Annotated in this window: 21 protein-coding genes; 8 read left to right on the top strand and 13 right to left on the bottom strand. The window is 74.6% G+C overall.

The window, feature by feature from the left end; all coding sequences use genetic code 11:
* From IE99_RS0111820 to IE99_RS0111795, 6 genes are all read right to left on the bottom strand, one after another.
* Positions 1 to 1,008 (bottom strand): VldE C-terminal domain-containing protein, encoded by a 1,008-nt coding sequence (locus tag IE99_RS0111820; protein WP_030168255.1) that lies wholly within the window; start codon positions 1,006 to 1,008, stop codon positions 1 to 3.
* Positions 1,009 to 1,145: 137 nt separating this feature from the next.
* Complete coding sequence (locus tag IE99_RS0111815; RefSeq protein WP_030168251.1) at positions 1,146 to 1,583, bottom strand: HNH endonuclease; 438 nt, start codon at positions 1,581 to 1,583, stop codon at positions 1,146 to 1,148.
* 202 nt (positions 1,584 to 1,785) lie between these two features.
* Entirely contained in the window at positions 1,786 to 2,826 is a 1,041-nt protein-coding gene (locus IE99_RS0111810) for a GNAT family N-acetyltransferase (protein ID WP_030168248.1), read from the bottom strand.
* A gap of 62 nt (positions 2,827 to 2,888) precedes the next feature.
* A complete protein-coding gene (meaB, locus tag IE99_RS0111805; protein ID WP_030168245.1) occupies positions 2,889 to 3,872 on the bottom strand; it encodes a methylmalonyl Co-A mutase-associated GTPase MeaB in 984 nt (327 codons plus the stop codon).
* Positions 3,869 to 6,106 carry a methylmalonyl-CoA mutase gene (scpA, locus tag IE99_RS0111800; protein WP_030168243.1) on the bottom strand — a complete coding sequence of 746 codons (2,238 nt, stop codon included), beginning with the start codon at positions 6,104 to 6,106 and terminating at the stop codon, positions 3,869 to 3,871. The genes meaB and scpA overlap by 4 nt, the downstream gene beginning before the upstream one ends.
* Positions 6,103 to 7,926, bottom strand: a complete 1,824-nt coding sequence (locus IE99_RS0111795; protein WP_030168240.1) for a methylmalonyl-CoA mutase subunit beta — start codon at positions 7,924 to 7,926, stop codon at positions 6,103 to 6,105. Before IE99_RS0111795 ends, scpA begins: the two co-directional genes overlap by 4 nt.
* Positions 7,927 to 8,090: 164 nt before the next feature.
* Between IE99_RS0111795 and IE99_RS0111790 the strand changes: the two genes are divergently transcribed.
* The 5 genes from IE99_RS0111790 (at position 8,091) to IE99_RS0111765 (ending at position 11,921) form a co-directional block, all read left to right on the top strand.
* Positions 8,091 to 8,303, top strand: a complete 213-nt coding sequence (locus IE99_RS0111790) for an HGxxPAAW family protein (RefSeq protein ID WP_030168237.1) — start codon at positions 8,091 to 8,093, stop codon at positions 8,301 to 8,303.
* A gap of 2 nt (positions 8,304 to 8,305) precedes the next feature.
* Entirely contained in the window at positions 8,306 to 8,482 is a 177-nt protein-coding gene (locus IE99_RS32400) for a hypothetical protein (RefSeq protein WP_169744415.1), read from the top strand.
* A 41-nt stretch (positions 8,483 to 8,523) separates the two neighbouring features.
* The gene (locus tag IE99_RS0111780; RefSeq protein WP_030168234.1) at positions 8,524 to 9,627 is read left to right on the top strand and encodes a carboxylate-amine ligase; all 1,104 of its coding nucleotides are present in this window, start codon (positions 8,524 to 8,526) and stop codon (positions 9,625 to 9,627) included.
* Positions 9,628 to 9,795: 168 nt separating this feature from the next.
* Positions 9,796 to 10,743 (top strand): sensor histidine kinase, encoded by a 948-nt coding sequence (locus IE99_RS0111775; RefSeq protein ID WP_037559204.1) that lies wholly within the window; start codon positions 9,796 to 9,798, stop codon positions 10,741 to 10,743.
* A 365-nt stretch (positions 10,744 to 11,108) separates the two neighbouring features.
* Positions 11,109 to 11,921, top strand: a complete 813-nt coding sequence (locus tag IE99_RS0111765) for an SAM-dependent methyltransferase (protein ID WP_051712411.1) — start codon at positions 11,109 to 11,111, stop codon at positions 11,919 to 11,921.
* Between the two features lie 4 nt (positions 11,922 to 11,925).
* Here the strand turns inward: IE99_RS0111765 and IE99_RS0111760 are convergent, their stop codons facing one another.
* Positions 11,926 to 14,415, bottom strand: a complete 2,490-nt coding sequence (locus IE99_RS0111760) for an SCO7613 C-terminal domain-containing membrane protein (protein ID WP_051712410.1) — start codon at positions 14,413 to 14,415, stop codon at positions 11,926 to 11,928.
* Positions 14,416 to 14,563: 148 nt separating this feature from the next.
* Between IE99_RS0111760 and IE99_RS0111755 the strand changes: the two genes are divergently transcribed.
* Positions 14,564 to 15,742 (top strand): PucR-like N-terminal domain-containing protein, encoded by a 1,179-nt coding sequence (locus IE99_RS0111755; protein ID WP_030168221.1) that lies wholly within the window; start codon positions 14,564 to 14,566, stop codon positions 15,740 to 15,742.
* 9 nt (positions 15,743 to 15,751) lie between these two features.
* On the opposite strand, the gene IE99_RS33400 is transcribed toward IE99_RS0111755, so the two are convergent.
* The 6 genes from IE99_RS33400 to IE99_RS0111725 are packed head-to-tail and all read right to left on the bottom strand — an operon-like array spanning position 15,752 to position 20,674.
* The gene (locus tag IE99_RS33400; RefSeq protein WP_281176520.1) at positions 15,752 to 15,883 is read right to left on the bottom strand and encodes a hypothetical protein; all 132 of its coding nucleotides are present in this window, start codon (positions 15,881 to 15,883) and stop codon (positions 15,752 to 15,754) included.
* A 36-nt stretch (positions 15,884 to 15,919) separates the two neighbouring features.
* Positions 15,920 to 17,236, bottom strand: a complete 1,317-nt coding sequence (locus IE99_RS0111745) for an ABC transporter substrate-binding protein (protein ID WP_030168219.1) — start codon at positions 17,234 to 17,236, stop codon at positions 15,920 to 15,922.
* Positions 17,154 to 18,293, bottom strand: coding sequence for a branched-chain amino acid ABC transporter permease (locus IE99_RS0111740; protein WP_084219448.1), 1,140 nt, complete (start codon positions 18,291 to 18,293; stop codon positions 17,154 to 17,156). The genes IE99_RS0111745 and IE99_RS0111740 overlap by 83 nt, the downstream gene beginning before the upstream one ends.
* Positions 18,294 to 18,297: 4 nt before the next feature.
* Positions 18,298 to 19,176 carry a branched-chain amino acid ABC transporter permease gene (locus tag IE99_RS0111735; protein ID WP_030168214.1) on the bottom strand — a complete coding sequence of 293 codons (879 nt, stop codon included), beginning with the start codon at positions 19,174 to 19,176 and terminating at the stop codon, positions 18,298 to 18,300.
* A complete protein-coding gene (locus IE99_RS0111730) occupies positions 19,177 to 19,896 on the bottom strand; it encodes an ABC transporter ATP-binding protein (protein WP_030168211.1) in 720 nt (239 codons plus the stop codon). It abuts the gene before it with no gap.
* The gene (locus tag IE99_RS0111725) at positions 19,877 to 20,674 is read right to left on the bottom strand and encodes an ABC transporter ATP-binding protein (protein WP_030168209.1); all 798 of its coding nucleotides are present in this window, start codon (positions 20,672 to 20,674) and stop codon (positions 19,877 to 19,879) included. The genes IE99_RS0111730 and IE99_RS0111725 overlap by 20 nt, the downstream gene beginning before the upstream one ends.
* A 137-nt stretch (positions 20,675 to 20,811) precedes the next feature.
* On the opposite strand from IE99_RS0111725, the gene IE99_RS0111720 reads away from it, so the two are divergent.
* On the top strand, positions 20,812 to 21,417 hold the full coding sequence (locus IE99_RS0111720; protein ID WP_030168206.1) for a TetR/AcrR family transcriptional regulator: 606 nt from the start codon (positions 20,812 to 20,814) through the stop codon (positions 21,415 to 21,417).
* Positions 21,418 to 21,656: 239 nt separating this feature from the next.
* A complete protein-coding gene (locus IE99_RS0111715; RefSeq protein ID WP_030168203.1) occupies positions 21,657 to 21,935 on the top strand; it encodes a hypothetical protein in 279 nt (92 codons plus the stop codon).
* The last annotated feature ends 626 nt before the right edge of the window (positions 21,936 to 22,561 follow it).

Genomic DNA, 22,561 nt, shown 5'->3' with positions numbered 1-22,561 from the left:
TCAGAGCACCGACACGTGGACGTGGTCGTAGTGGTTCTGGGTGACGCTGCCGCGGTCCTCCATCATCTTCCAGCCGCCGCTGCCGCGGAAGTCGTAGATGCGCTGGCGCCAGATGATGTACTTCAGGCCGAACCGGGACGCGTTGCCGATCAGGTACTGGGCGACGGCGTCGCCGTGGCTGCGGGCCGACGCGCTCGGCATCGCGCCGCCGCTGCTCTCCATGAAGTCGCAGGCCCGGCCGGAGCCGTGGTCCTGCGGGTCGCCGGGGCGGGCGCAGCCGATCGCGGGGAACGCGCCGAACCTGCCGTCGACCGCGAGCAGGACGGTGCGCATCCGGGCCGTCATCGAGTTGCCGATGATCGGTGACTTCGTGCCGTTCACCCCGTCGGGGCGCCCGCCGGTCGGGGCCTTCTCGGTCGGCGTCTCCGGCTTGTACTTTGCGAGCAGCTTGCGGACGCGGGTGCGCTGGCTCTCGAGGTCCTCGACCTCGCGCTTCACCGCGTCCAGCTTGGTCCTGGCCTCCCGCTGGGAGCGGGCCGTCCGCTCCGAGAGCTCCCGCAGGCCGGTGACCCGGCGGCCGTTGTTGCGGCTGAGGTGCTCGATGACCGTCGCGTCGCGGATGCCGGAGCCGGTCGGGCCGGCCAGCAGCGGCATCATGTCGAGCCGGCCGGTCATGTAGCTGCTGGACGCAAGGCGCGCGATGTCGGCGCGGGCCACCTCGTAGTCGCGGCTCGCGCGGGCGGCCGCCACGCCGGCCTGCTCCGCCTCCTTCTTCGCCTTCTCCAGGGACAGCAGCTCGCCGCGGTACTCCTTGGACAGCGCGGCGGCCCGCTTCTGCAGCTTGGCGTACTCCTTCGCGAGGTCCTTCGGCTCCGCCGGGACGCGCGCCGCGATCCCCGGGGCCGGCGGCAGCGCCGCCGCGATCCCCGCCGCGAGGACGACCGCGGTGAGCCGCCGCGCCGCCGTCCGCCGCCGCGAGGTCCGCGCTGTGCTGTCCTGGGCCGTCACAGATCACTCCTGGGTAACAAAGCTATGAATTGGCGGCACATTACCACAATCGCCCATTTGGTCTGGGCCGCTTCGAGAAACACGCAGTGTGACCAGGAGATTACAGGGGGCCGCGCTTCGCGGCCCCCCGGCACGCTTTAGGAGACCAGATCCTCCCAGCGGGGGACCTTCGGCTCCCACCGCGGCGTCAGCCCCGCCTCGGCCGGGGTGCGGTCGCCTTTGCGGTTATTGCAGCGGCCGCACGCGAGGACGGTGTTCTCCCACGTGTCGCCGCCGCCGCGCGACTGCGGGTGGACGTGGTCGATCGTGTCGCCGCGGCGCCCGCAGTAGCAGCAGCGGCCGCGGTCGCGCAGGTACACGCCGCGCTTGCTCCAGGGCGGCCGGCGGCCGTGCCGCCACCGCATCGCGACGTACCTGACCAGGCGCAGGACGCGCGGGACGGGGAAGGCGCCGATCGTCCGGCCCTCCTCCGCCTCCTCCACGACGGCCACCTCGCGCACCAGCATGCGGATGGCGTGCCGCAGGTCGACTTTCTGTAACGGCTCGTACGAGGCGTTCAGGACGAGCACGGCCACCGGGTCCACCTCCCCTCTGCGCTCCCTCGCCGGGATTCGAACCCGGAAATCCGCATTAACGCCGCGGTGTTCTCCGATGAACGACGAAGGAATGCTCCGGCGAATTCGCCGGGTCTCCGGGTATTTCCCGAAGACCTCCATCAGGGTGCCGATACGGGGGTCTCGCGCACAACGTGTTTTTCCCGGTAATGCGCGGCGTTCGTCAGGCGGACAGGGACGGCAGATCGGCCGCGGCGGCCTGGTACTCCATCGACTCGCGTTCGACGCGGAAGCCGAGTTCCGCGTTCACGGCGAGCATGTGCGCGTTGTCGCCGACATTGTCGGTCTCGATCTCGCGGACCTCGGGGCGTTCCTCCGCCAGCCACCGCAGCATCGCGGCCTTCACCCAGAGCCCGATCCGCCGCCCGCGGTGCTCGGGCGCGACGGCCGTGTCGTACTGCGCGGCGCGTCCGGCGGCGCCGTGCGGGACGACCAGCTCGGTGAACCCCGCGACGACCGGGCCGCGCAGGGCGGCGACCGTGTAGAGGTCGTCGCCGCGCTTCGCGACGACCTCGGCGGTCTCGCGGACGCGTTCGGCGTCCCACTGTTCGCCCGCGAACTCGGCGGGGTCTGCCATGGCGGTCTTGGCGCGGGCGAGGGCGGCGGCGTGCTCGTCCGGCACGACGCCGCGCCAGCGGACCAGCCGGTAGCCCTCCGGGCCCGCGGCGACCAGCTCCTCGGCGCGGCCGGGCGGGAGGTCGCCGAGGCGCAGCACCATGCCGCGGACGGTCAGCACGCAGGAGAACCCGTGCGACTCCAGGAACGGGACGGCGGGAGTCCCGGCCATCACCTGCGCGATGACGCCGGTCCGCCCGTCGGCGCGCAGGCCCTCGGCGGCGACGGCCAGCAGCCGGCGGCCGATGCCGCGCCGCCGGTGGCCGGGCCGGACCCGGATGTCGATCTCGCCGGGGCGCTCCGCGCCGGGGGCGCCGGGCAGCCGCAGCAGCGCGACGGCGGCGAAGCCGCCCTCGGGCACGGCGGTGAAGCCGCCGGGCGCGGCGGAGGCGCCGTGATCCGGTGCGGCGGCGGGCACGGCCCACAGGCGCCGCCGGGTTCCCGGTTCCGCGCCGAGGAGCAGCGCCGCCGTCTGCGCCCGGGTCGGGGCGGGCTCCCCGGCGTGGTCGGCCGCATGGACGGCGGCGAGCACGCCGTGCCACTCCCGGATCTGCGCGTCGGTCGGATCATCGAGCGCGATGACGTCCATCCGACTGTTCTACCGGATGGCCGCCCGGCCCTGCCGGGACCCGGGGCAACCCGTTCCCGGGCTCATCCGCCGCCGGTGAACGCCGCGAGGATGCGTTCGGCGGCGAGCGCGGGGGTGAGGGTGCCTTCGGCGACCTCGGTCTCGAGGCCGGGGGCGATCCGCCGGACGGCGGGGTGGGCGTGCAGGTCGGACAGCAGCCGGTCGCGGACCATCGCCCAGGTCCACCCGACCTGCTGGCGGCGGCGCCGCGCCTCCAGCTCGCCGGAGCCGCGGAGCGCGTCCTGGTGCTCGACGATCCGCGCCCACACCTCGTCCAGGCCGGTGTTGTCGCGCGCGCTGCACGTCAGGACGGGGATGTCGCGGGCGCGCTCGTCGCTGCGCAGCAGCCGCAGCGCCCCGGACAGTTCCCGGGCGGCCCGCTTCGCCTCCATCGCGTGGTCGCCGTCGGCCTTGTTCACGGCGATGACGTCGGCGAGTTCCAGGACGCCCTTCTTGATGCCCTGGAGCTGGTCGCCGGTGCGGGCGAGGGTGAGGAACAGGAACGAGTCGACCATCTCGGCGACGGTCGTCTCGGACTGCCCGACCCCGACCGTCTCGACGAGGACGATGTCGTAGCCCGCCGCCTCCATCACGACCATCGCCTCGCGGGTGGCCTTGGCGACTCCGCCGAGCGTGCCCGCCGTCGGGGACGGCCGGATGAACGCGTGCGGGTCGACGGCCAGCCGCGCCATCCGGGTCTTGTCGCCGAGGATGCTGCCGCCCGTCCGGGTGGACGACGGGTCGACGGCGAGGACCGCGACCCTGTGCCCCTGCGCCGTGAGACCGGTGCCGAGCGCGTCGATGAACGTCGACTTGCCGACCCCGGGCACGCCGGTGATGCCGATCCGGCGGGCGTTCCCGGTGTGCGGGGTCAGCTCGACGAGCAGCCTCTGCGCGAGGTCCCGGTGGTCGGGACGGGTCGACTCGACCAGCGTGATCGCCCGCGCGACCCACGCCCGCGACCCGTCCCGGACCCCGGTCACGTACTCCTCGAGCCCGTACCTCAAGGGGCCTCGTGCCCCAGTGCGGCCGCCAGTTCCGCGATCAGGCCGAGGGCGGCGTCGGCGAGGACGGTGCCGGGCGGGAAGATCGCGGCGGCGCCCGCGGCGCGCAGCTCGTCGAAGTCCTGCGGCGGGATGACCCCACCCACGACGATCATGATGTCCTCGCGGCCGAGCGCGGCGAGCTCCTCGCGGAGGGCGGGCACCAGCGTGAGGTGCCCGGCGGCGAGGGAGTTGACCCCGACGACGTGCACGTCGGCCTCCACGGCCTGCCGGGCGACCTCCGCCGGGGTCTGGAACAGCGGGCCCACGTCGACGTCGAAGCCGAGGTCGGCGAACCCGGTCGCGATCACCTTCTGGCCGCGGTCGTGGCCGTCCTGGCCCATCTTCGCGACGAGGATGCGGGGCCGGCGGCCCTCGGCGTCCTCGAACGCGGCCGTCGCGGCCCGCGCCTTCTCGATGCTCGTCACCTTGTTCACTACGCCGCCCGAACCCACCTCCGCCTCGTCCCGGTACACGCCGGAGATCGTACGGATCTGCGCGGCGTGCCGCCCGTACACCTTCTCCAGGGCGTCCGAGATCTCGCCGACGGTCGCCTTCGCGCGGGCCGCGTCGATCGCCAGCGCGAGCAGGTTCTGGCCGAGGCCGGGGTCGCGGGTGCCGTCCTCGGCGGCCCCGGCGGCGCGGGTCAGCGCGTCGAGGGCGCCGCGCGCCGCGGCCTCGTCGCGCTCCTCGCGCAGGCGCCGCAGCTTCTCGATCTGCTGCGCCCGGACGGCCGCGTTGTCGACCTTGAGGACCTCGATGTCCTCCTCGACGTCCGGCCGGTACTTGTTCACGCCGATGACGGGCTGGCGGCCGGAGTCGATGCGGGCCTGGGTGCGGGCCGCGGCCTCCTCGATCCGGAGCTTCGGCAAGCCCTCGTCGATCGCCTTCGCCATGCCGCCGGCCCGCTCGACCTCGGTGATGTGGCCCCAGGCGCGGCGGGCGAGGTCGTAGGTGAGCCGTTCGACGTAGGCGCTGCCGCCCCACGGGTCGATGGTGCGGGTCGTCCCGGACTCCTGCTGGATGAGCAGCTGCGTGTTCCGGGCGATGCGCGCGGAGAAGTCGGTGGGGAGGGCGAGGGCCTCGTCCAGCGCGTTGGTGTGCAGCGACTGGGTGTGGCCCTGCGTCGCGGCCATCGCCTCGACGCAGGTGCGGGCGACGTTGTTGAAGACGTCCTGCGCGGTGAGGGACCAGCCGGACGTCTGCGAGTGCGTCCGCAGCGACAGCGACTTGGGGTTCTTCGGGTCGAACCCCTTCACGAGCTTCGCCCAGAGCAGGCGCGCGGCGCGGAGCTTCGCGACCTCCATGAAGAAGTTCATGCCGATCGCCCAGAAGAACGACAGGCGGGGCGCGAACGCGTCGATGTCGAGGCCGGCCTCGCGTCCGGCGCGGATGTACTCGACGCCGTCGGCGAGCGTGTAGGCGAGCTCCAGGTCGGCCGTGGCCCCGGCCTCCTGGATGTGGTAGCCGGAGATCGAGATCGAGTTGTACTTCGGCATCCGCTGGGAGGTGAACGCGAAGATGTCGGAGATGATCCGCATCGACGGCGACGGCGGGTAGATGTAGGTGTTGCGGACCATGAACTCCTTGAGGATGTCGTTCTGGATGGTCCCCGCCAGGGCCTCCGGCTTCACCCCCTGCTCCTCGGCCGCCGCGATGTAGAGGGCCAGGACGGGCAGCACCGCCCCGTTCATGGTCATCGACACCGACATCCGGTCGAGCGGGATCCCGTCGAACAGCTGCCGCATGTCGTAGATCGAGTCGATGGCGACGCCCGCCATGCCGACGTCGCCGGAGACGCGCGGGTGGTCGGAGTCGTAGCCGCGGTGGGTCGCGAGGTCGAACGCGACCGACAGGCCCTTCTGCCCGGCGGCGAGGTTGCGCCGGTAGAAGGCGTTGGACTCCTCGGCGGTGGAGAACCCGGCGTACTGGCGGATCGTCCACGGCTGCGTCGCGTACATCGCCGGGTAGGGGCCGCGCAGGTAGGGGGCGATGCCCGGGTAGGTGCCGAGGAAGTCGAGCCCGGCGAGGTCGTCGGCGGTGTAGAGGGGCGGGACGCCGATGCCCTCGGGGGTCTCCCACGTCTCGGCGTCCGGCTCGCGGCCGGTGGCCTCGGACGCCGCGCCGCGCCACTGCTTGGCGGCCTCCTCGGCGGGGGCGGGCGGCCCGAGCTCGACGCCGCTGAAGTCGGGGATCATCGGTTCACTCCCAGGTCGTCGAGGGTGCTCTCCAGGACGCCGATCGCGTCGCATCCCGCGTACACGTTGCCGTCCACGCCCTCGTAGGTTCCCTTACCCGCGAGCCAGACCTTCACGGCACCGGCCTCGCGGAGCGTCCGCGCCGCGTCCGCCGCGCCCTCTCCGTACAGCTTGTCGCTGCCGCACACGCAGGCGACGGGCGCGCCGGACGCGGCGAACTCCTCCGGCGGTCCGGTGACCGTCGCGATGCCGCCCGCCTGGAACAGGTTCGCGGCGAACGACGCGCGCGCGGTGTGCGCGGCGATCGGGCCGAGCGTGGCCAGGAACACCGCGGGGCGGCTCCCGGTGGCGGCGGCATGGGCGTCGGACCGGTCGCGGAGCGCCTCGAAGTCCTGCGCGTACGTGACGACCGGCAGGCCGCCGCCGGGGCGCTCGGGGGCGGGCGCCCGCTCCGGCAGGGTCTCGGCGAGGTTGGGGAACTCGCTGACACCGGTGAGCGGGGCCTTGCGGCGGGCGATGTCCCGGCGGCGCCGCTCCCAGGTCGCGGCGAGCCGGCCGGCGATCAGGCCGGAGCCGAGGGCGGCGGCGAGCCCGCCGGCCCTCTCGATCTCGGTGAACCAGGCCCAGGACGCCTCGGCGAGGTCCTCGGTGCGGCGCTCGACGTACCAGGAGCCGCCCGCCGGGTCGACGACCCGGGCGAGGCTCGACTCCTCCAGCAGCAGCGTCTGGGTGTTGCGGGCGATGCGGCGGGCGAACCCGTCCGGCAGGCCGAGCCGCGCGTCGAACGGCTGGACGGTGACGGCGTCGGCGCCGCCCACCCCCGCGGCGAACGCGGCGATCGTGGTGCGCAGCATGTTCACCCACGGGTCGCGGCGGGTCATCATCGCCGACGACGTGACGGCGTGGATCCGCGCGGACGTCCCGTCGGCGGCGCCGCTCACCTCCGCGACCCGCGCCCAGAGGCGGCGGAGCGCGCGGAGCTTGGCGATGGAGCCGAACTGGTCGGCGTTCACGGCGAGGCGGAACTCGATCTGCCCGAACGCCTCGTCCACGGTCAGGCCGGCGCCGGTGAGGGCGCGCAGGTAGGCGGTCCCGGCGGCGACGGCGGCGCCGAGCTCGTCGGCGTCGCTCCCGCCCGCGTCGTGGTGGACGGTGCCGTCCACCACGATCGCCCGCAGCCTCGGGAACTCGCGGACGCACCGGACGGCCAGCGCGGCCGCCTCGTCCAGCGATCCCTGGTCTCCCGTGCGTGCCTGGAGGCCGAGGGGGTCGGCGCCGAGGTTCCCGGACACCGCCGCGGCCTGCCCGCGCCCGGCCGCCAGGGCGAGGAACGCCTCGGCGGCCTCACCCGTCCGGGCCCCGGCGTCCAGGACGACGGGGGCGAGGTCGAGCAGGACGTCCCGCAGCACCTCGTCGAGGGCGGCGACCGGGACGCCCGCGTCGCCGAGCTCCAGCCAGACCGACGTGGCGCCGTTCTCGAGGTCGGCGAGGATCGCCGCGCGCGTCGCCTCCGCGCCGGGGTCGGCGTGCCGCTGCCGGACGTCCCATCCGGCGAGGCCCTCGCCCTCGGGGCGGACCTCCCGGACGTACGGGGCGAGGCCGGGCCGCCCGGACGGGGCGTCCTCCCGGGTGTAGAGCGCGCGGACCGCGACCCCGTCGTAGGACTCCCGCGCCAGCAGGTCCTCGATCGCGTCGAGGGGGGTCTCCTCGGTCGCCGCGCCGGACTTGCGCAGCACCCCCTTCACCATCTCCCGCCACCGGTCGCGTTCGGCCGGGGGGAAGGCGGCGGCCAGTTCCAGTTCTTCAGGCGGCACCGTCATGTCCGGAATCGTAAGCGAGCGGGTACTCGGCGCCGGTGGGCGGGTCCCGGTCAACGGGCGGGCGCGGCGCGCGGGGCCTGCGCGCACCCCGCGGCGCCCGGCGGGCGGGGCGTTGCTAGAGTTCGACCGCACGCCCCCACGCAACGCGAAAGTAGAGCTCACGCATGTCGTCGACTGGCAGCCACGCCGGGCGCCCGAAGTCCTGGGTCGCCGTCGCCATCATCTTCGCCGGTTTCACCATCGGCGGTTTCGCCCTCACCCAGGGCCCGAACTGGATCATGTTCGGCGCGGGTGCCGCGATCACCGTCCTCGGCGGGATCATCGCGCTCGCCGTCGACATCATGACCGACGTCATCGTCGACGACCCGCAGCACTGACGATGTTCGGCCGGCCTCCCATCGAGGAGCGGATCGCCGCCCGCCAGGCGGAGATGGGTCCGCTGAAGCGGGGCACCTACTTCGAGCACGCCCCGGCCAAGATGCTGTTCTTCTTCGGTCTGGGCGTGGTCGTCGTCACCCATCTCATCGCGCTGTCGCTGTACTTCTTCGAGTCCTGACGTAACGTCGGAGGAGTGCCGCCGCGACCCGAGGTGGTGGGATGGCCCTGCGATTCGGCATCGAGGAAGAGTACTTCGTCGTCGATCCCCGCTCCCGCCGGGTCGTGCCCCGCGCCGCGGACGTGGTCGAGCGGGCCGCCGCCGGGGAACTGGGCGAGCGGGCGTCCACCGAGCTCATCGCCTTCCTCGCCGAGGCGAAGACCCCGCCGTGCGACGACCTCGCCAAGCTGGCCGAGCAGGTCCGGGCCATGCGGGCGGCGATGGCGTCGGCCGCGCGGGACGAAGGGGTCCGGCTGGCCGCGAGCGGCACGCCCGTCCTCGGCGAGCTCCTTCCGCCGCCGATCACCCCGGGCGCCCGCTACGCCGACAGCGTCGCGACCTACCGGGGCCTGGACGACGAGCAGTGCATCTGCTCCTGCCACGTCCACGTCGAGATGCCCGACCGGGACCGCGCCGTCCGGGTGGGCAACCACCTGCGGCCGTGGCTCCCGACGCTGCTGGCGCTCAGCGCGAACTCGCCGTACTGGGCGGGCCGTGACACCGGGCACGCCTGCTGGCGGGCGCTGACGTGGGCGCGCTGGCCGGTGGCGGGGCCGCCGCCGCACTTCGCGTCCTACGCCCACTACGAGGACGTGGTCGGAACGCTGCTCGGCTGCGGCGCCCTGATGGACACCGGGACGATCTTCTGGGACGTGCGGCCGTCGGCGCGGCTGCCCACGATCGAGATCCGGCTCGCCGACGTGGCGCCGACCGCGGCCGAGGCGACCGTGTTCGCGGCGCTCGTCCGGGCGCTGGTGCAGGTCGCGGCGGTGGCGGTCGACGCGGGCGAGCCCGCGCCCGACCCGCCCCAGGAGCTGCTGCGCGCCGCGTACTGGCTGGCCGCCCGGGACGGGCTCGCCGGGACGGGCGTGGACGTGCGCACCGGCCGGCCCGCCCCGTTCCGGGCCCTGGCCGCCGACCTGCTCGCGCACGCGCTGCCCGCGCTGAGCGCCGCCGGTGACCTCGACCACGTCGTGCACGGGCTGCGGCGGCTGCTCCGCCGGGGCACGGGAGCGGACCGTCAGCGCGCCGCCCACCGCCGCCGGGGCCGCCTCACGGACGTCGTCGACGCGCTGCTGGTGGAGGCCGACGAGCCGACCCGTTGACGGCATATGTCCGCCTTATTGGAGTTTTCGGCTGGCGGAGACGGGTACCGACCTGCGAGGATCTCCCCGCGGCGGACACGGCGGACCTCCGTGGTCGCGACCACGGACAGCGCCGCGTACCCTCGTCCCTGAGCATGTGACGGCTGTCTGGAACGGAGTGACGGCGCGATGAAGGCCAGGCCCGGCACACCCCGGGGCGCACCTGCGGCCACGTTCCACCATCCCGCGCTCTTCTACCGCGGCGACGACGAGTACCTCGCCGGCACCGTCCCCTTCATCCGCGCCGGCCGCGCCGCCGGGGAGCCCGTGGCCGTCGCCGTCCCCGGCCCGCGACTCGGCGTCCTGCGGAACGCCGTCCCCGACATCGCGGCCGACGTGACCTGGATCGACATGCACGCCGCGGGCCGCAACCCCGGCCGCATCATCCCCGGCGTCCTGCGCGCCTTCGCCGACCGGCAGGCGGCCGGCCACGTCCGGATCATCGGCGAGCCGATCTGGCCCGGCCGGTCGCCCGCCGAGTACCCGGCCTGCGCCCAGCACGAGGCACTGATCAACCTGGCGTTCGAGGGCCGCGACGTGTCGATCCTGTGCCCCTACGACGAGGACGGCCTCGACGGCGCCGTGCTCGCCGACGCCCGCGTCACCCACCCCCTGATCATCGACCGCGACGGCGACCGCCCCAGCGGCGACTACGCCCCCGAACGGGTGATCAGCGGCTACAACCGGCCGCTGCCCGAGCCCCCGGCCGCCGTCGCGCTGCACTTCGAGCTGGGCGCGCTCCCCCTCGTCCGCGAGTTCGCCTGCGCGCACGCGGCACGCCTCGGCCTCTCCCCCGCAGCCGTCGGCGATCTGGAGCTGGCGGTCAACGAGCTCGCCGCCAACTCCTGCGTGCACGGCGGCGGCTCCGGCGCCCTCCGGATCTGGGCCGAGGACGGCCACGTCGTCTGCGAGATCCGCGACGCGGGCACGATCACCGACCCGCTCGCGGGCCGCCGCCCCGCCGAGATGAGCCCGCACGGCGGCCGGGGCATCCTCCTGGTCAACCACCTGGCCGACCTCGTCCGCGTGCACACCGGCCCGGAGGGCACGGCGATCCGCGTCTACATGCGCACCTGAACCCACACCCCGCCGACCACGCCGGGGCACGGTCGCGGCGTGGCGAGGCCGCCGCCCGGCGTGGCTCATGTGGCGGCAGCCAGGATCGGGACCTGACGGGCACCGGAGACGCCGGTCAGGGAAAAGTCATGACCGGAACCGGTCAGATGATCGCCGCGCCGCGCGCGTTCCGCGACCGGCCGCTCGCCCGCCGCGTTCCTGATCCCCGCGCCGGACCCCCGACCACGCACTAAACCCGCCCGGCCCGATCCGGCCACGGTGACGTCCGGCACACGCCCGCCGCCCCGCGCGGGCACGCCCCGGCCCCCTACCGTCGGAGGTGAACCACCGCACCACTCCCTTGGACAGGCGGCAGGTGACACGGCATGGGCTTCCCGGCACCCCACCCCCCGGCGCCCCGGCACGGGCGCGCGGCGGAACGGCCGCGCGCCGGCCCGCCGCTCGACCTGACCGGCCCATCCAGCGCCCGCGTGACCGACTGTCTGCTCGGCGGCAAGGACAACTACGCCGCCGACCGCGAGCTCGCGGAACGGGTCCTCGCCGCCCTGCCGCAGGCGGCGACCGCCGCCCGTGCCGGACGCGCCTTCCTCGCGCGGGCGGTGGCGGACCTCACCGCGCGCGGCATCCGGCAGTTCGTCGACCTCGGCTGCGGTCTGCCCACCTCCGCCGGGCTGCACCGGCTCGCGGGGCCCGGCGCCCGCTGCGTCTACATCGACCACGACCCCCTCGTCATCGCGCACACGCGGGCGCTGCTGATCGGAGACGGGGAGCTCGCCGCCCTGCGGGCCGACCTGCGCGACCCCGCCGCGATCCTGGCCAGCCCAGAGATGCGCCGGCTGATCGACCCGGCCGAGCCGGTGGCGCTGGTGTTCTCGTCCGTCCTGGACCTCCTCCCCGACCCGTGGACGCCCGTCTCCGCGCTCGGAGCCGCCGCTCCGCCCGGCAGCGCCATGGTGATCACGCACGTGACGGCCGACTTCGCGCCCGCCGCGTGCGGGGAGGCCGCCCGGCTGTGCGGCGCCGCGGGCGGGTTCCGGCTGTTCCCGCGCGGCGCGGGCGAGCTGCGCCGGCTGCTCGGCCCGTTCACGCCGCTGCCGCCCGGCGTCGTCCCGGTGGCGGAGGTGGGCGCCCCGGCGGGGCTCCCGCCCGTCCTGTACGGGGTCGTGGGCGTCCGCTGACGCCTCAGCCGAGGCGTGCCAGGGCGTCGCGGAGCCGGCGCAGGTCGCGCAGCCGCCGCTCGTAGGTCGCGCCGGTCAGCAGCAGGGCGAGGCCGAGGGCGGCGATCGGCACCCAGCCGGGCAGCTTCGCGAGGGCCTCCCACGCGTACGGGCCGAGCCAGCGCGCCGCGTCCAGCAGCAGGACCGCCGCGCCGAGCGCGAGCGGCGCCTGCAGCCGGGCGCGCGCACCGGCCAGGACGAGCACGGCCGCCGCCGCGCCGAGCAGGAGGGGGCGGGGGCCTCCGGAGTCGGTCCACGCCGCCACCAGGCTCGGGCCGAGGGTCGCGGTCAGCCCCGCGCCGTAGGCCGTCCAGGAGTTCCCCGCGGTGCCCCGGGACCGGCGGACGAGGCCGATCACGAGCAGCGCCGCCGACACCGGCAGCGTGTACGCCTCCGGCACCGTGATCCCGGACGCGCCGAGCCGCACCCACCACGCGGCGAGCAGCAGCGCCGACCCCGCCCACGCGGCGGCCCGCCGGTCGGCGCGCACCGCGCACCCGAAGGCCAGCACACCGGCCACCGCCAGCGCGAGGCTCGACTCGGCGGCGTGCCCGGCCGCCAGCAGGATCCCGGCGACCGCCGCCACCCACGCCGACACCTCCACCGGAACCCCGCGCACCGCACCCCCGGCCCGCCCCCGCGGAACCGGAGGAATCCCGAAGGCGGCACCACGCAGAGCGAAGACGCCACGCGAAGCGGAGGCGGCACGCGGGGCGGAGGCACCAGGAGGAGCAGAGGTGGCGGGAGGGGCGGAGGGGCGGAGGGCGGAGGCGGTCAGGAGGCCGAGGGCGGCTGCGGCGAGCATCGGGAAGGCCGCGTGCCGGGGGGCCAGTCCGGCGGCCAGGCAAGAGGCGGCCGCTTCGCCGGCCAGGGCGAGGACGGCGACGGAGGCGGCGCCGTCCCGCAGGATCGGCAGCGTCGCGAAGGCGGCCGCCATGACCGTCACCGCCGCCAGCACCGACAGCGTGGCCTCCTGCACGGCGAGCGATTCCGCGACCCCCCAGCAGGCGGCGATGACCGCCGCCGCCCCGGCGGCCGGGCGGGCCGTCCGGTCGAGCGCCGCCCAGCCCGCGAGGGCGGCGGCGGCCGCGAGGACGAGCGCGAGCAGCACTCCGAACGGCAGGCCCGGCGTGGTCAGGACGACGAGGAGCGCCACGGCCGGAGCGGCCTGCCGGAGCCGCGCCGCCAGGAGCACCGCCAGCACGAGGGCAAGAACGAGGGGCGCCGCGTCCGATGTCCAGGGTCCGAGGTCCGCCGCCCACACGCCGGGGCCGCGCGCCGTCCCGGACCAGGGGGCCGCGAGGCGGGCGGCCGGGCGCAGCGCCTGCGCGCCGGCGGCCGGGAGGATCCACGCCGCGCATCCCGCCAGGGCGGCCGCCGCGCCCGCCGACGCGGCCGTCCGCAGCCGGGCGGGCGCGAGGCGCGCGGCGGCCAGGGCCGCGACGGCGGCGAGCGCGGCACCCGCCGGCAGCCACCGGCCGGACAGCGGCAGCACCGTGGCGACCGCGACCGGCGGCAGCGCCCCCGAGAGGGCCGCGAGAACCGGGTGGAGCCGGTGCGCCCACGCCGCCGCGATTCCCGCCGCCGCCATCAGGGCGGCCGCGGACCAGTGGGCGTCCGGTTCCGGGGACGAGGCGTGGGCCAGTGCCAGGGCCGTCCCCGCGAAGCCCGCGAGGAGCCCCGCCGCCGTCGCCGTCCGCGTGGCGGCGCGCCGGACGGCCAGATCGCCGGCGGAGACGGCCAGCAGCGCGAACGCCGCCCCGGACGGTCCGGCGCCCAGGGCGGCGGCGGCGAGCGGCAGCGCCGGCTGCGCCACCAGGAGCGCGGCGGGCGGGGCGAGCCGGAGCCCGACCGCCCGCCCGTACCCGGCCCAGCCGGCCGCGACGGCGGCCAGCACCCCGGCCATGTACCAGCGGGCGTCCAGCCGGTCCAGGCCCGCGAGCCCGCTGGCGTGCGCCGCGAACGCCTCCAGCAGGACGAGCAGGAGCCCGAGCAGCGCGACCGTCTCCGCCGTGGCCGTGAGCCCGCGCCGCGCCACCGCCGCGGCGGCGGAGAGGGTCAGCAGGGTGAGCCCGAGCAGGAGCAGCGCCCGCCCGCCGGGCCCGAGCGTCGTCCAGGTGAGCACCGTGAACACGACGGCGGCGACGCCGAGCATCGCCCCGCCCACGCCGAGCAGCACGTTCCGGGCCGTGGTCCGGGAGGCATCCGGCTTCGCGGCACCCGGCCGGCCCGCGAATCCACCGGCCGCGGTTGGGACGGCAGGGGCGGCAGCGGGCGTCGCCCGGTAGAGGCCCGCGAGGAGTGCCCGGCGCCGCCGGTTCAGGTCGAGGAGCAGGACGTCCACGTTCCACAGTTCGGCGGCGGCCGGGCCGGTCAGGACCAGGTCGCAGACCGGGCAGGCCGGTCGCGGACCCGGCTGCAGAGGCGTCCGGCATCCCGGGCAGATGATGCGCATAGGGCGATGGTGGCGCCGGGGCCGGTGGCCGGGTATCCGCTCGGCTACTCAGATGCACCCGGGTACCCGCGCCTGGGAGGGTGATGACAGAGAACCCGATGTTGCCTAAGGTGAGCCCGACCCACCCCCCGCCCCGAACGGACATCGGATGTCGCACGAAGCCATGCCCGCCGAGCTGCCGGATGTGCTCCGGCAGCATCTGCAGGCCGCCGTCGACGAGATGGAGCGTGAGATCCGCGCGCAGGTCCCCGAATACGCCGGCGGCGGCGAGGCGGAGTACGTCGCGCGGATGGAGGAGACGGTCAGCGAGACCGTCGCGTTCTTCATCGACTCGGTCGACCACCCGGACGCCGACGCACGCCGGATCACCGAGATGTACACGCGCCTGGGCGAGCTCGAGGCGCGCAACGGGCGCGGCCTGGAGCCGCTGCAGACGGCGATGCGGGTCAGCAGCCAGGTCGCGTGCCGCCGGTTCATCATGGACGCCTACCGGCTCGGCTGGTCGCGGGAGACGCTCGGGCGGCTGACGGACTCGCTGTTCATGCTGGTCGCGCGGATCGCGGACGCGGCGGCGCGGGGCTTCGCGCGGGAGCAGGGGCAGCTGGCGACCGAGCGGCAGCGGCGCCGCGACCGGCTGCGGGACCTGCTGGTCGTCGAGCCCGCCCCGGGGCGGGAGGCGCTCGCGGAGGCGGCGGCCGCGGCCCGGTGGGATCCGCCGCGCCGGATCGGGGTGGTGGCGCTTCCGCCGGGCGCTCCGGCGGGCGGCCGGATCCTGCCGCCGGGCGTCCTCGCCGACTGGGACGCCGCCGTCCCGTTCCTGATCGTCCCCGATCCGGAGGGGCCGGGCCAGGACCGGCTGTGGCCCGTGCTGCGGCGGTTCGGCACGGCCGCGATCGGGCCGGCTGTCCCGCTGGGGCAGGGCGCGGTGTCGCTGCGCTGGGCGCGGCACGCCCTCACCTTGGTGGAGCGCGGCATGCTTCCGGAGGGCGTCCCTGTCCGGTGCGCCGACCATGTCGCGTCACTGGCGACGCTCGCCGCCGAGGAGCTGATCGGCGCGACCGCGGCGACCGTCCTTGGACCGCTCCTCGATCTTCCGGCGGCGCGGCGCGGGCCCCTGATCGAGACGCTGCTGACGTACCTGCAGTGCGGCGACAACGCGGTCATCGCGGCGGAGCGGCTGCACATCCACGAGCAGACGGTCCGCTACCGGCTGCGGCGGATCGCCGAGGTGACCGACGGCCGGTTCTCCGACCTGGCGGACCGGCTCGACGTCATGCTGCTGCTGAACTGGCTGGTCCGCGCCGGGGACCCGGCCGCCCCCGCCTGACCGGCGGGATCAGCGGGACGCGAGGTGCCGGCCGAGGAACGCGAGCTGACCGGGCAGCCGCCGCCGGTACGCGTCGTCGTGGCAGCCGCCGATCGTGAACGCGCGTCTCGAGACCAGGACCGTCCTTTCTGCGGAGATCACGCTACCCGCAGAAAGGACGTGCCCCGAGGAGCCTGGTCAGGGGGCCGGCGGAATCCCGTTGGCCGGGGCCGGCGGCTGCGGCGTCGTGTAGGGGGTGATGGGGCCGTCGGCGGCGTCGGTGGTGAGGGGCTGCCCGAGCGGGACGATGGCCTGGCCCTTGATCGTGCCCATCTGCGCACCGGTGTAGCCGGCGTGCGAGCCGGTGCCGAAGGCGAACGGGACGAGGCCGGGCCCGGTGAACTTCGACTTGCCCAGGGCGGCCACCAGGCCCGCCCGCGTCGGGTTGGGACCGGCGGCCTGCAGTGCCTGGACGAACGTGTACGCGACCGACATCCCGTAGACGATGTTGCCGTTGAACGGCAGCTTCGGGATGTACCGGGCGTGGATCTTCTTGTAGAGCTGCGTCCAGCCGTTCGAGGTGTCGCCGGGCGAGGCGAGGTAGCCGGCGGTGATGATGCCCTGGATGAGGGGGTTGCCCTCGACGGCGGAGCCGCCCTTCTTGGCGAAGCTCTCCAGCAGCCCGGTGAGGGTGATCGGGTCGGAGCCGACGCCGCTGACAACGAGGGTCGGCTTGAAGTTCAGCTTGAGGGCGGCGAGCCGGAACAGCGCGGTGTAGGTGTTGATGCTGAACATGACGACGACGTCCGCCTTGGCCTGCGCGATGGCCTGGACCTGCGCGCCGATGTCGGTGTTCCCCGGCTGGTAGGACTGCCGGGTCACGACCTGGTCCTTGGGGATGTACTTGTCGAGGCCCTTGACGCCGTCCTGGCCGAAGTCGTCGTTCTGGTAGAAGTACGCGATCCGCTTGCCGGCGAACGCCTTCTTCACGTGGTCGCCGAGGATCTTGCCCTCGCGGATGTAGTCGGTCTGGAAGCCGAACGTCTGCGGGTGCTTCTTCGGCTGGTCCCAGCAGCTGCAGCCGGACGCGACGAACAGGTCGGGGACGCGCTGGGCGTTCAGGTAGTCCACGACCTTGGAGTGCGTCGGCGTGCCCAGCCCGTTGACGATCGCGAAGACCTTGTCCTGGAGGACGAGCTTCTGCACGACGCCGACGGTCTGGGTCGGGTTGTAGGCGTCGTCCACGTACTTGTAGACGATCTTGCGGCCGTGCACGCCGCCGTTGGCGTTCACGTAGTCGAAGAACGCCTTGGAGGCGGCGGAGTTGGCGCTGTAGCCGGGCGCGGCCGGGCCGGTCAGCGGCTGGTGGCTGCCGATGGTGACGGTGGTGGCCGTCACGCCGGGCGCGGACGAGCCGTCGCCGTCGCCGCCGTCACCGCCGCACGCGCTCGCCGCGGCCGCCAGCACCGCCGCGGTCATCAGGGCGAGCGCCCGCATCGTCCGTGGTCGCTTCATCTGCTCCTCCTGGGGGGTTGGTCGGGAGCCGGGGCGGTGGCAGGCGGCGCCGGAGGGCGCCGCCGAGATCGCGCAGCCCGCCCTGGAGGCCGCGCGGGAAGGCCAGCGTCACCGCGATGAGGACGAGGCCGTAGATGGCGAGGGGGAGGTTGGACGCGATGTTGTGGGACAGCCCCGACGTCGACGCCGCGTCCGACGCCCAGGTCGGGACGAAGACGAGGATCAGCGCGCCCCACACGGCGCCGGCGAGGCTGCCCAGCCCGCCGATGATGATCGCCGCGATGAGCTGGAGGGACAGCGCGAGCGGGAACGCGCCGGGCGCGGCGAGCGTCGCGACGAGCGCGAGCAGGCCCCCGGCGAGGCCGGCGCAGGCGGCGGACACCACGGTCGCGACGATCCGCAGCCGGGCGACACGCAGCCCGGCGAGCGCGGCGGCGATCTCGTCGTCGCGGCCGGCGCGCAGCGTCCGGCCGAACCGGCCGCGGGTGAGGTTGGCGAGCAGGAACAGGGTGAGGACGGCGCCGAGGCACGCGATCCACGCCTGCCACCGTTCGAGCGGGAAGGCGGCGCCGAGCCCGGCGGGCGGGACGGGCGGCGGCACCGCGAGGCCGTTCTGCCCGCCGAGGAGGTCGATGAGCGGCTCGTAGTTCGCGAGGCCGGGGAGCCCGATGGCGAACGCGAGCGTGGCGCCCGCCAGGTAGGGCCCTTCGAGCCGGGCGGCGACGGCGCCGACGACGGCGCCGGTGAGCGCGGTGGCGCCGGTGGCGGCGGCCAGCACGGCGGCGAGCGGCCAGCCCTGGTGGATGATGAGGAGCGCGGCGGTGTAGGCGCCGACCGCCATGAACGCGCCGTGCCCGAGGGAGATCTGCCCGCCGAGCCCGGTCAGCACGGTCAGCCCGGCGACCGCGCAGGTGAGGTAGGCGGCCTGCGCGATCTGCAGGTCGCGGTAGGGCCCCGCGGTGGTCGTGAGGACGTACAGGACGGCGATCGCCGCGACCGCGCCGCAGGTGTGGCGCACGAGGGTGAGCCTGAAGAGCGCCCGGCTGTCAATGGACACGGCGTCACACCCTTCTTCCGCCGCTCGCGGCGAACAGCCCGTTCGGTCTGACCATCAGGACGGTGATGAGCGCGGCGAGCGCGCCCATCGTGACCAGGTCGGAGCTGACGTAGCCGGAGACGTAGCTCAGCGCGCAGCCGAGCAGCAGCCCGCCGACGACGGCGCCGGCGGGGCTGTCGAGGCCGCCGATGACGGCGGCGGTGAACCCGAACACGAGCATCGCGTCGAACTGAGTGGGTCCGACGAACACCGACGGGGCGACGAGCACCCCGGCGAGGGATCCGACGAGCGCGGCGAGCGCCCAGCCGAGCGTGAGCATCCGGCCGACCCGGACGCCCTGCAGCCGCGCGATCTCGGGGGCGAACGCGGCGGCGCGCAGCTTCAGGCCGAGGTCGGTCCGGACGAACAGCAGGGTCAGCGCGACCATCACGGCGGCGACGGCGCCGATGACGAACAGGTCGAACGGCGACAGCAGCAGCCAGGTGCCCGCGACCGACAGGCCCCGGATCGTGAACGCGGGCGGGTAGGAGTGCGGGGTGTCGCCCCAGATCATCCCGGCGGCGGCCTGGAGGACGACGAACAGCCCGAGCGTGACGATGACGGCGTTCAGATGCGGCTTGTTCTCCACCGGACGGACGACGACCCGCTCGACGACCGCGCCGAGCACCAGCCCGGACGCGAGCGCCGCGCCGAGCGCGAGCCAGTAGGAGCCGCCCGCGTCGATCACGCTCCACGCGATGAACGTGGTGATCATCAGCATGGCGCCCTGCGCGAAGTTGACGACCCGGGTGGCGCGCCAGATCAGCACGAGCGCGAGCGCGACCGCCGCGAACACCGCGCCCGAGGTGATGCCGGCGAGCGTGAGATTGATGAAGCGCACCATCTAGAACCCCAGGTAGGCGTGGCGGAGCCGGTCGTCGGCGGCGATCGTCGCGGCGGGCTCGGCGGCGACCACGGCGCCGAGGTCCAGCACGATCGCGCGGTCGGCGATGGACAGGGCGCTGCGCGCGTTCTGCTCGACGAGCAGGACCGTCCGGCCGTCCTCGTCGCAGAGCCGCCGCAGGACGGCCATGAGCCGGGCGACCACGCGGGGGGCGAGGCCGAGGGACGGCTCGTCCACGAGCAGCAGCCGGGGCGAGCCCGTGAGCGCGCGGGCCAGCGCGAGCATCTGCCGCTCCCCGCCGGACAGCGTCGCGGCGGGGAGCGAGCGCCGCTCCGCGAGCGGCGGGAACAGGGCGTACATCTCGTCGATCCGGCGGGCGAGCGCGGCGCGGTCCCCCCGCCACAGCCCGCCGAGCCGCAGGTTCTCGGCGACGGTCAGCTCGGTGATGACGCCGCCGCTCTGCGGGACGTGCGCGACGCCGAGCCGGACGATCCGCTCGACGGCCGCGCGGGTGAGGTCCCGCCCGTCCAGCTCGATCGTCCCGGACGCGGGCCGCAGCAGCCCGGACAGGGCGCGCAGCAGCGTGGTCTTCCCGGCGCCGTTCGCGCCGAGGACGGCGGTGACCGACCCGCGCTCCACCGACAGGTCGACGCCGCGCAGGGCGCGCACGGCGCCGTAGTCGACGTCCAGCCCGCGCACCTCAAGCAGTGCCTTCGTCATGGCGGACCTCCTCACCGAGGTAGGCGTCCAGGACGGCCGGGTCGTCGCGGATCCCGGCGGGCTCGCCGGCCGCGATGACCTTTCCGAAGTCGAGGACGACGACCCGGTCGCAGACGCCCATGACGAGGTCCATGTGGTGCTCGACGAGGACGACGCCGGGGCCGCCGCGCATCCCCCGGATGAGCTCCGCGATCTCGTCGATCTCGGCGGCCGACAGCCCGGCGGCGGGCTCGTCCAGCATCAGCAGGTCGGGCTCGCAGACCAGCGCGCGGGCGAGCGCGACCCGTTTCTGGACCCCGTACGGCAGCCCGCCGGGCGGCCGCGCGGCGGTGTCGGCGATGCCGAGCTCCTCCAGCCGGGCCAGGGCGCGGCCGCGCAGCGCGGCCTCGTCGCGGTCGGCGCGCGGCAGCGCCAGCAGCCCGGACGCGAACCCGGTGCGGGCGTGCCGGTCGGCGCCCACCATGACGTTCTCCAGGACGGTCAGCCCCTGGAACAGGCCGAGGCCCTGCAGCGTCCGGCCGATGCCGAGCCGGGTGAGGTCGTGCGGCCGGTGCCGGCCGAGGCGCGCGCCGCGCCAGCGCAGCTCGCCCGACTCGGGCCGGACGAAGCCGCACACGACGTTGAACAGGGTCGTCTTGCCGGCCCCGTTCGGGCCGATGACGCCGGTGACACGGCCGCGCGGCGCGGTGAGCGACACCGCGTCCAGCGCCAGGAGCCCGCCGAAGCGGACCGTCACATCGCGGAGTTCCAGGAGGTCGGCGGACGGGGGACCGGACATGGACGTCACCTCGCCGTCGGAACGGACGCGGACTCCCCCGAGACCAATGGAACATACCGACTGGTCGGATTCACCGAAGATAGAATCGCCCGACGGCGCCGTCAACAGGGCCGCCGCTCCGGAACGGAGGCAGGGTCGTGACGCGGACTTCAGCAGCGCGCACCGGCGAGAAGGGCCGGCCGCTCCCCGACCGGCTGCTGGCGGTGGCGACCCGGATGTTCGCCGAGAAGGGCTACGAGAACACCTCCGTCCAGGAGATCGTGGACGCGGCGGGCGTCACCAAGGGCGCCATGTACCACTACTTCGGCTCCAAGGACGATCTCCTCTACGAGATCTACCACCGGCTCCTCGGCATGCAGATGCTCCGCCTGGAGCGGATCGCCGACGGCCCCGGCACGGCCGAGCAGCGGCTCCGCGCCGCCGCCGCCGACGTCCTGAACACCTCGTTCCGCTACCTGGACGACTTCACGGTGTTCTTCCGCTCGACGCACCTGCTGTCGGCGGAGCGCAGGGAGGCCGTCCGCGCCGAGCGGCGCCGCTACCACGAGCGGTTCCGCGCCCTGGTGGAGGAGGGCCAGCGTGCGGGCGCGTTCCGCACCCGCACGCCGGCCGACATCGCCGTCCACTTCTTCTTCGGCACCGTCCACCAGCTGGGCGCCTGGTACCGCCCCGGCGGCCGGCTGGACACCGCGGCGATCAGCGACCACTACGTGGACCTTTTCCTCAACGGTCTGAAGGAGTGACCTTCTCCACGGCCATCTCCGCCGCCCTGTGCCGCGCCCGGAGCGGCTTCTTGTCGAACTTGCCGACTCGCATCTTCTTTAAAGCGACTAGGAAGGCCCGAGCAGGCGGCGGCGAGGAACCGCAGGTAGACAGAGGGCGCAGTCGCAGGGCTCCCACGTCGGCGTGATGTCGACCAGGACGGCCGTGCGGGGCGCCGCCGGGTCCCGCGACGCATCATAGACCGAATGCGACCTCCGGTGTGAAGCTCCCGCTCGGCTGCACGAACGTCGACGTCGAGGCCGCATTCCGGGCGCCTGCCGCGTCGATCACCGCTGACGCCGTCTACGTCTGCCTCGTCGGGCACTACAACCAGACCACCCACACCGGATACCAGGTCCGCATCCGGCTCGGGACCGACGGTCCCATCCAGATCAAGCCTGAATTCCGGCATACCGACGCCGACCCACCGAGTGACCTCGCCGCCGCGCGCTCTCCGGCCTCACCGTCTACACGAGCGACGGGTACCGGGTGCGGCTGAGGATCCCAAGGCTTCGTGATCTCGGGGAAGGTCTGGGTGGCAGAGGACCTGCATGTCCTTCACCTCGACGGCGGCGATCAAGGCGGCCACCGGCGAGATCGGGTACCGCGAACGCGGCACGAACGCCCCCCCGCTACAAACAGGTGGCTCGGCCGCATCCCGCGCCGCCCGGAGGGCAGTCATGGCTACCTGTGGTGCACGCCCTTCTTGAGCTGGGTCATCGACCAGGCCGACGTGAACGTGGGCGAGGACTAGGTGTTCTACGGGCACGGCGGGTCGACACACGTCCGGCTCATCCTCGCTGCTTCGGCGTCTCGCATCAACACCGTCGACGGAACACAAATGGGTCGCTGGACGGCCGGTACTACAGCCGGGACGGCGTCTACCGGAAGACCATCAACCGGCCGTCGCGGATCTACGGGTACCGACCGCCCCGCCTACTCCGGCGCCTCCACCCCCGTTCCCCGACTCCTGGCAGGAGGCCATGATGCGCAAGCTCCCCCCTCAGCTGCGGGGACGACGGCGAGCACGTCGAGACTGTCCATGGCCTGCTCGGCGCTCGGTCACACCCGGTCAAGGTCGACGGCGAGTTCGGGTCCGCCTCCGAGGCCGCGGTCAAGGTCGTC

This window comes from Spirillospora albida (genome assembly GCF_000718255.1).
Lineage (GTDB): Bacteria > Actinomycetota > Actinomycetes > Streptosporangiales > Streptosporangiaceae > Spirillospora > Spirillospora albida.
This window is presented reverse-complemented; position numbering and strand designations above follow the sequence as displayed.

Excerpts from the sequence above, each read along its gene's own strand:
- IE99_RS0111810 (WP_030168248.1), bottom strand. The coding sequence starts at position 2,826 with ATGGACGTCATCGCGCTCGATGATCCGACCGACGCGCAGATCCGGGAG.
- scpA (WP_030168243.1), bottom strand. The coding sequence starts at position 6,106 with ATGATCCCCGACTTCAGCGGCGTCGAGCTCGGGCCGCCCGCCCCCGCC.
- IE99_RS0111795 (WP_030168240.1), bottom strand. The coding sequence starts at position 7,926 with ATGACGGTGCCGCCTGAAGAACTGGAACTGGCCGCCGCCTTCCCCCCG.
- IE99_RS0111790 (WP_030168237.1), top strand. The coding sequence starts at position 8,091 with ATGTCGTCGACTGGCAGCCACGCCGGGCGCCCGAAGTCCTGGGTCGCC.
- IE99_RS32400 (WP_169744415.1), top strand. The coding sequence starts at position 8,306 with ATGTTCGGCCGGCCTCCCATCGAGGAGCGGATCGCCGCCCGCCAGGCG.
- IE99_RS0111780 (WP_030168234.1), top strand. The coding sequence starts at position 8,524 with ATGGCCCTGCGATTCGGCATCGAGGAAGAGTACTTCGTCGTCGATCCC.
- IE99_RS0111775 (WP_037559204.1), top strand. The coding sequence starts at position 9,796 with ATGAAGGCCAGGCCCGGCACACCCCGGGGCGCACCTGCGGCCACGTTC.
- IE99_RS0111765 (WP_051712411.1), top strand. The coding sequence starts at position 11,109 with ATGGGCTTCCCGGCACCCCACCCCCCGGCGCCCCGGCACGGGCGCGCG.
- IE99_RS0111760 (WP_051712410.1), bottom strand. The coding sequence starts at position 14,415 with ATGCGCATCATCTGCCCGGGATGCCGGACGCCTCTGCAGCCGGGTCCG.
- IE99_RS0111755 (WP_030168221.1), top strand. The coding sequence starts at position 14,564 with ATGTCGCACGAAGCCATGCCCGCCGAGCTGCCGGATGTGCTCCGGCAG.
- IE99_RS0111745 (WP_030168219.1), bottom strand. The coding sequence starts at position 17,236 with ATGAAGCGACCACGGACGATGCGGGCGCTCGCCCTGATGACCGCGGCG.
- IE99_RS0111735 (WP_030168214.1), bottom strand. The coding sequence starts at position 19,176 with ATGGTGCGCTTCATCAATCTCACGCTCGCCGGCATCACCTCGGGCGCG.
- IE99_RS0111730 (WP_030168211.1), bottom strand. The coding sequence starts at position 19,896 with ATGACGAAGGCACTGCTTGAGGTGCGCGGGCTGGACGTCGACTACGGC.
- IE99_RS0111725 (WP_030168209.1), bottom strand. The coding sequence starts at position 20,674 with ATGTCCGGTCCCCCGTCCGCCGACCTCCTGGAACTCCGCGATGTGACG.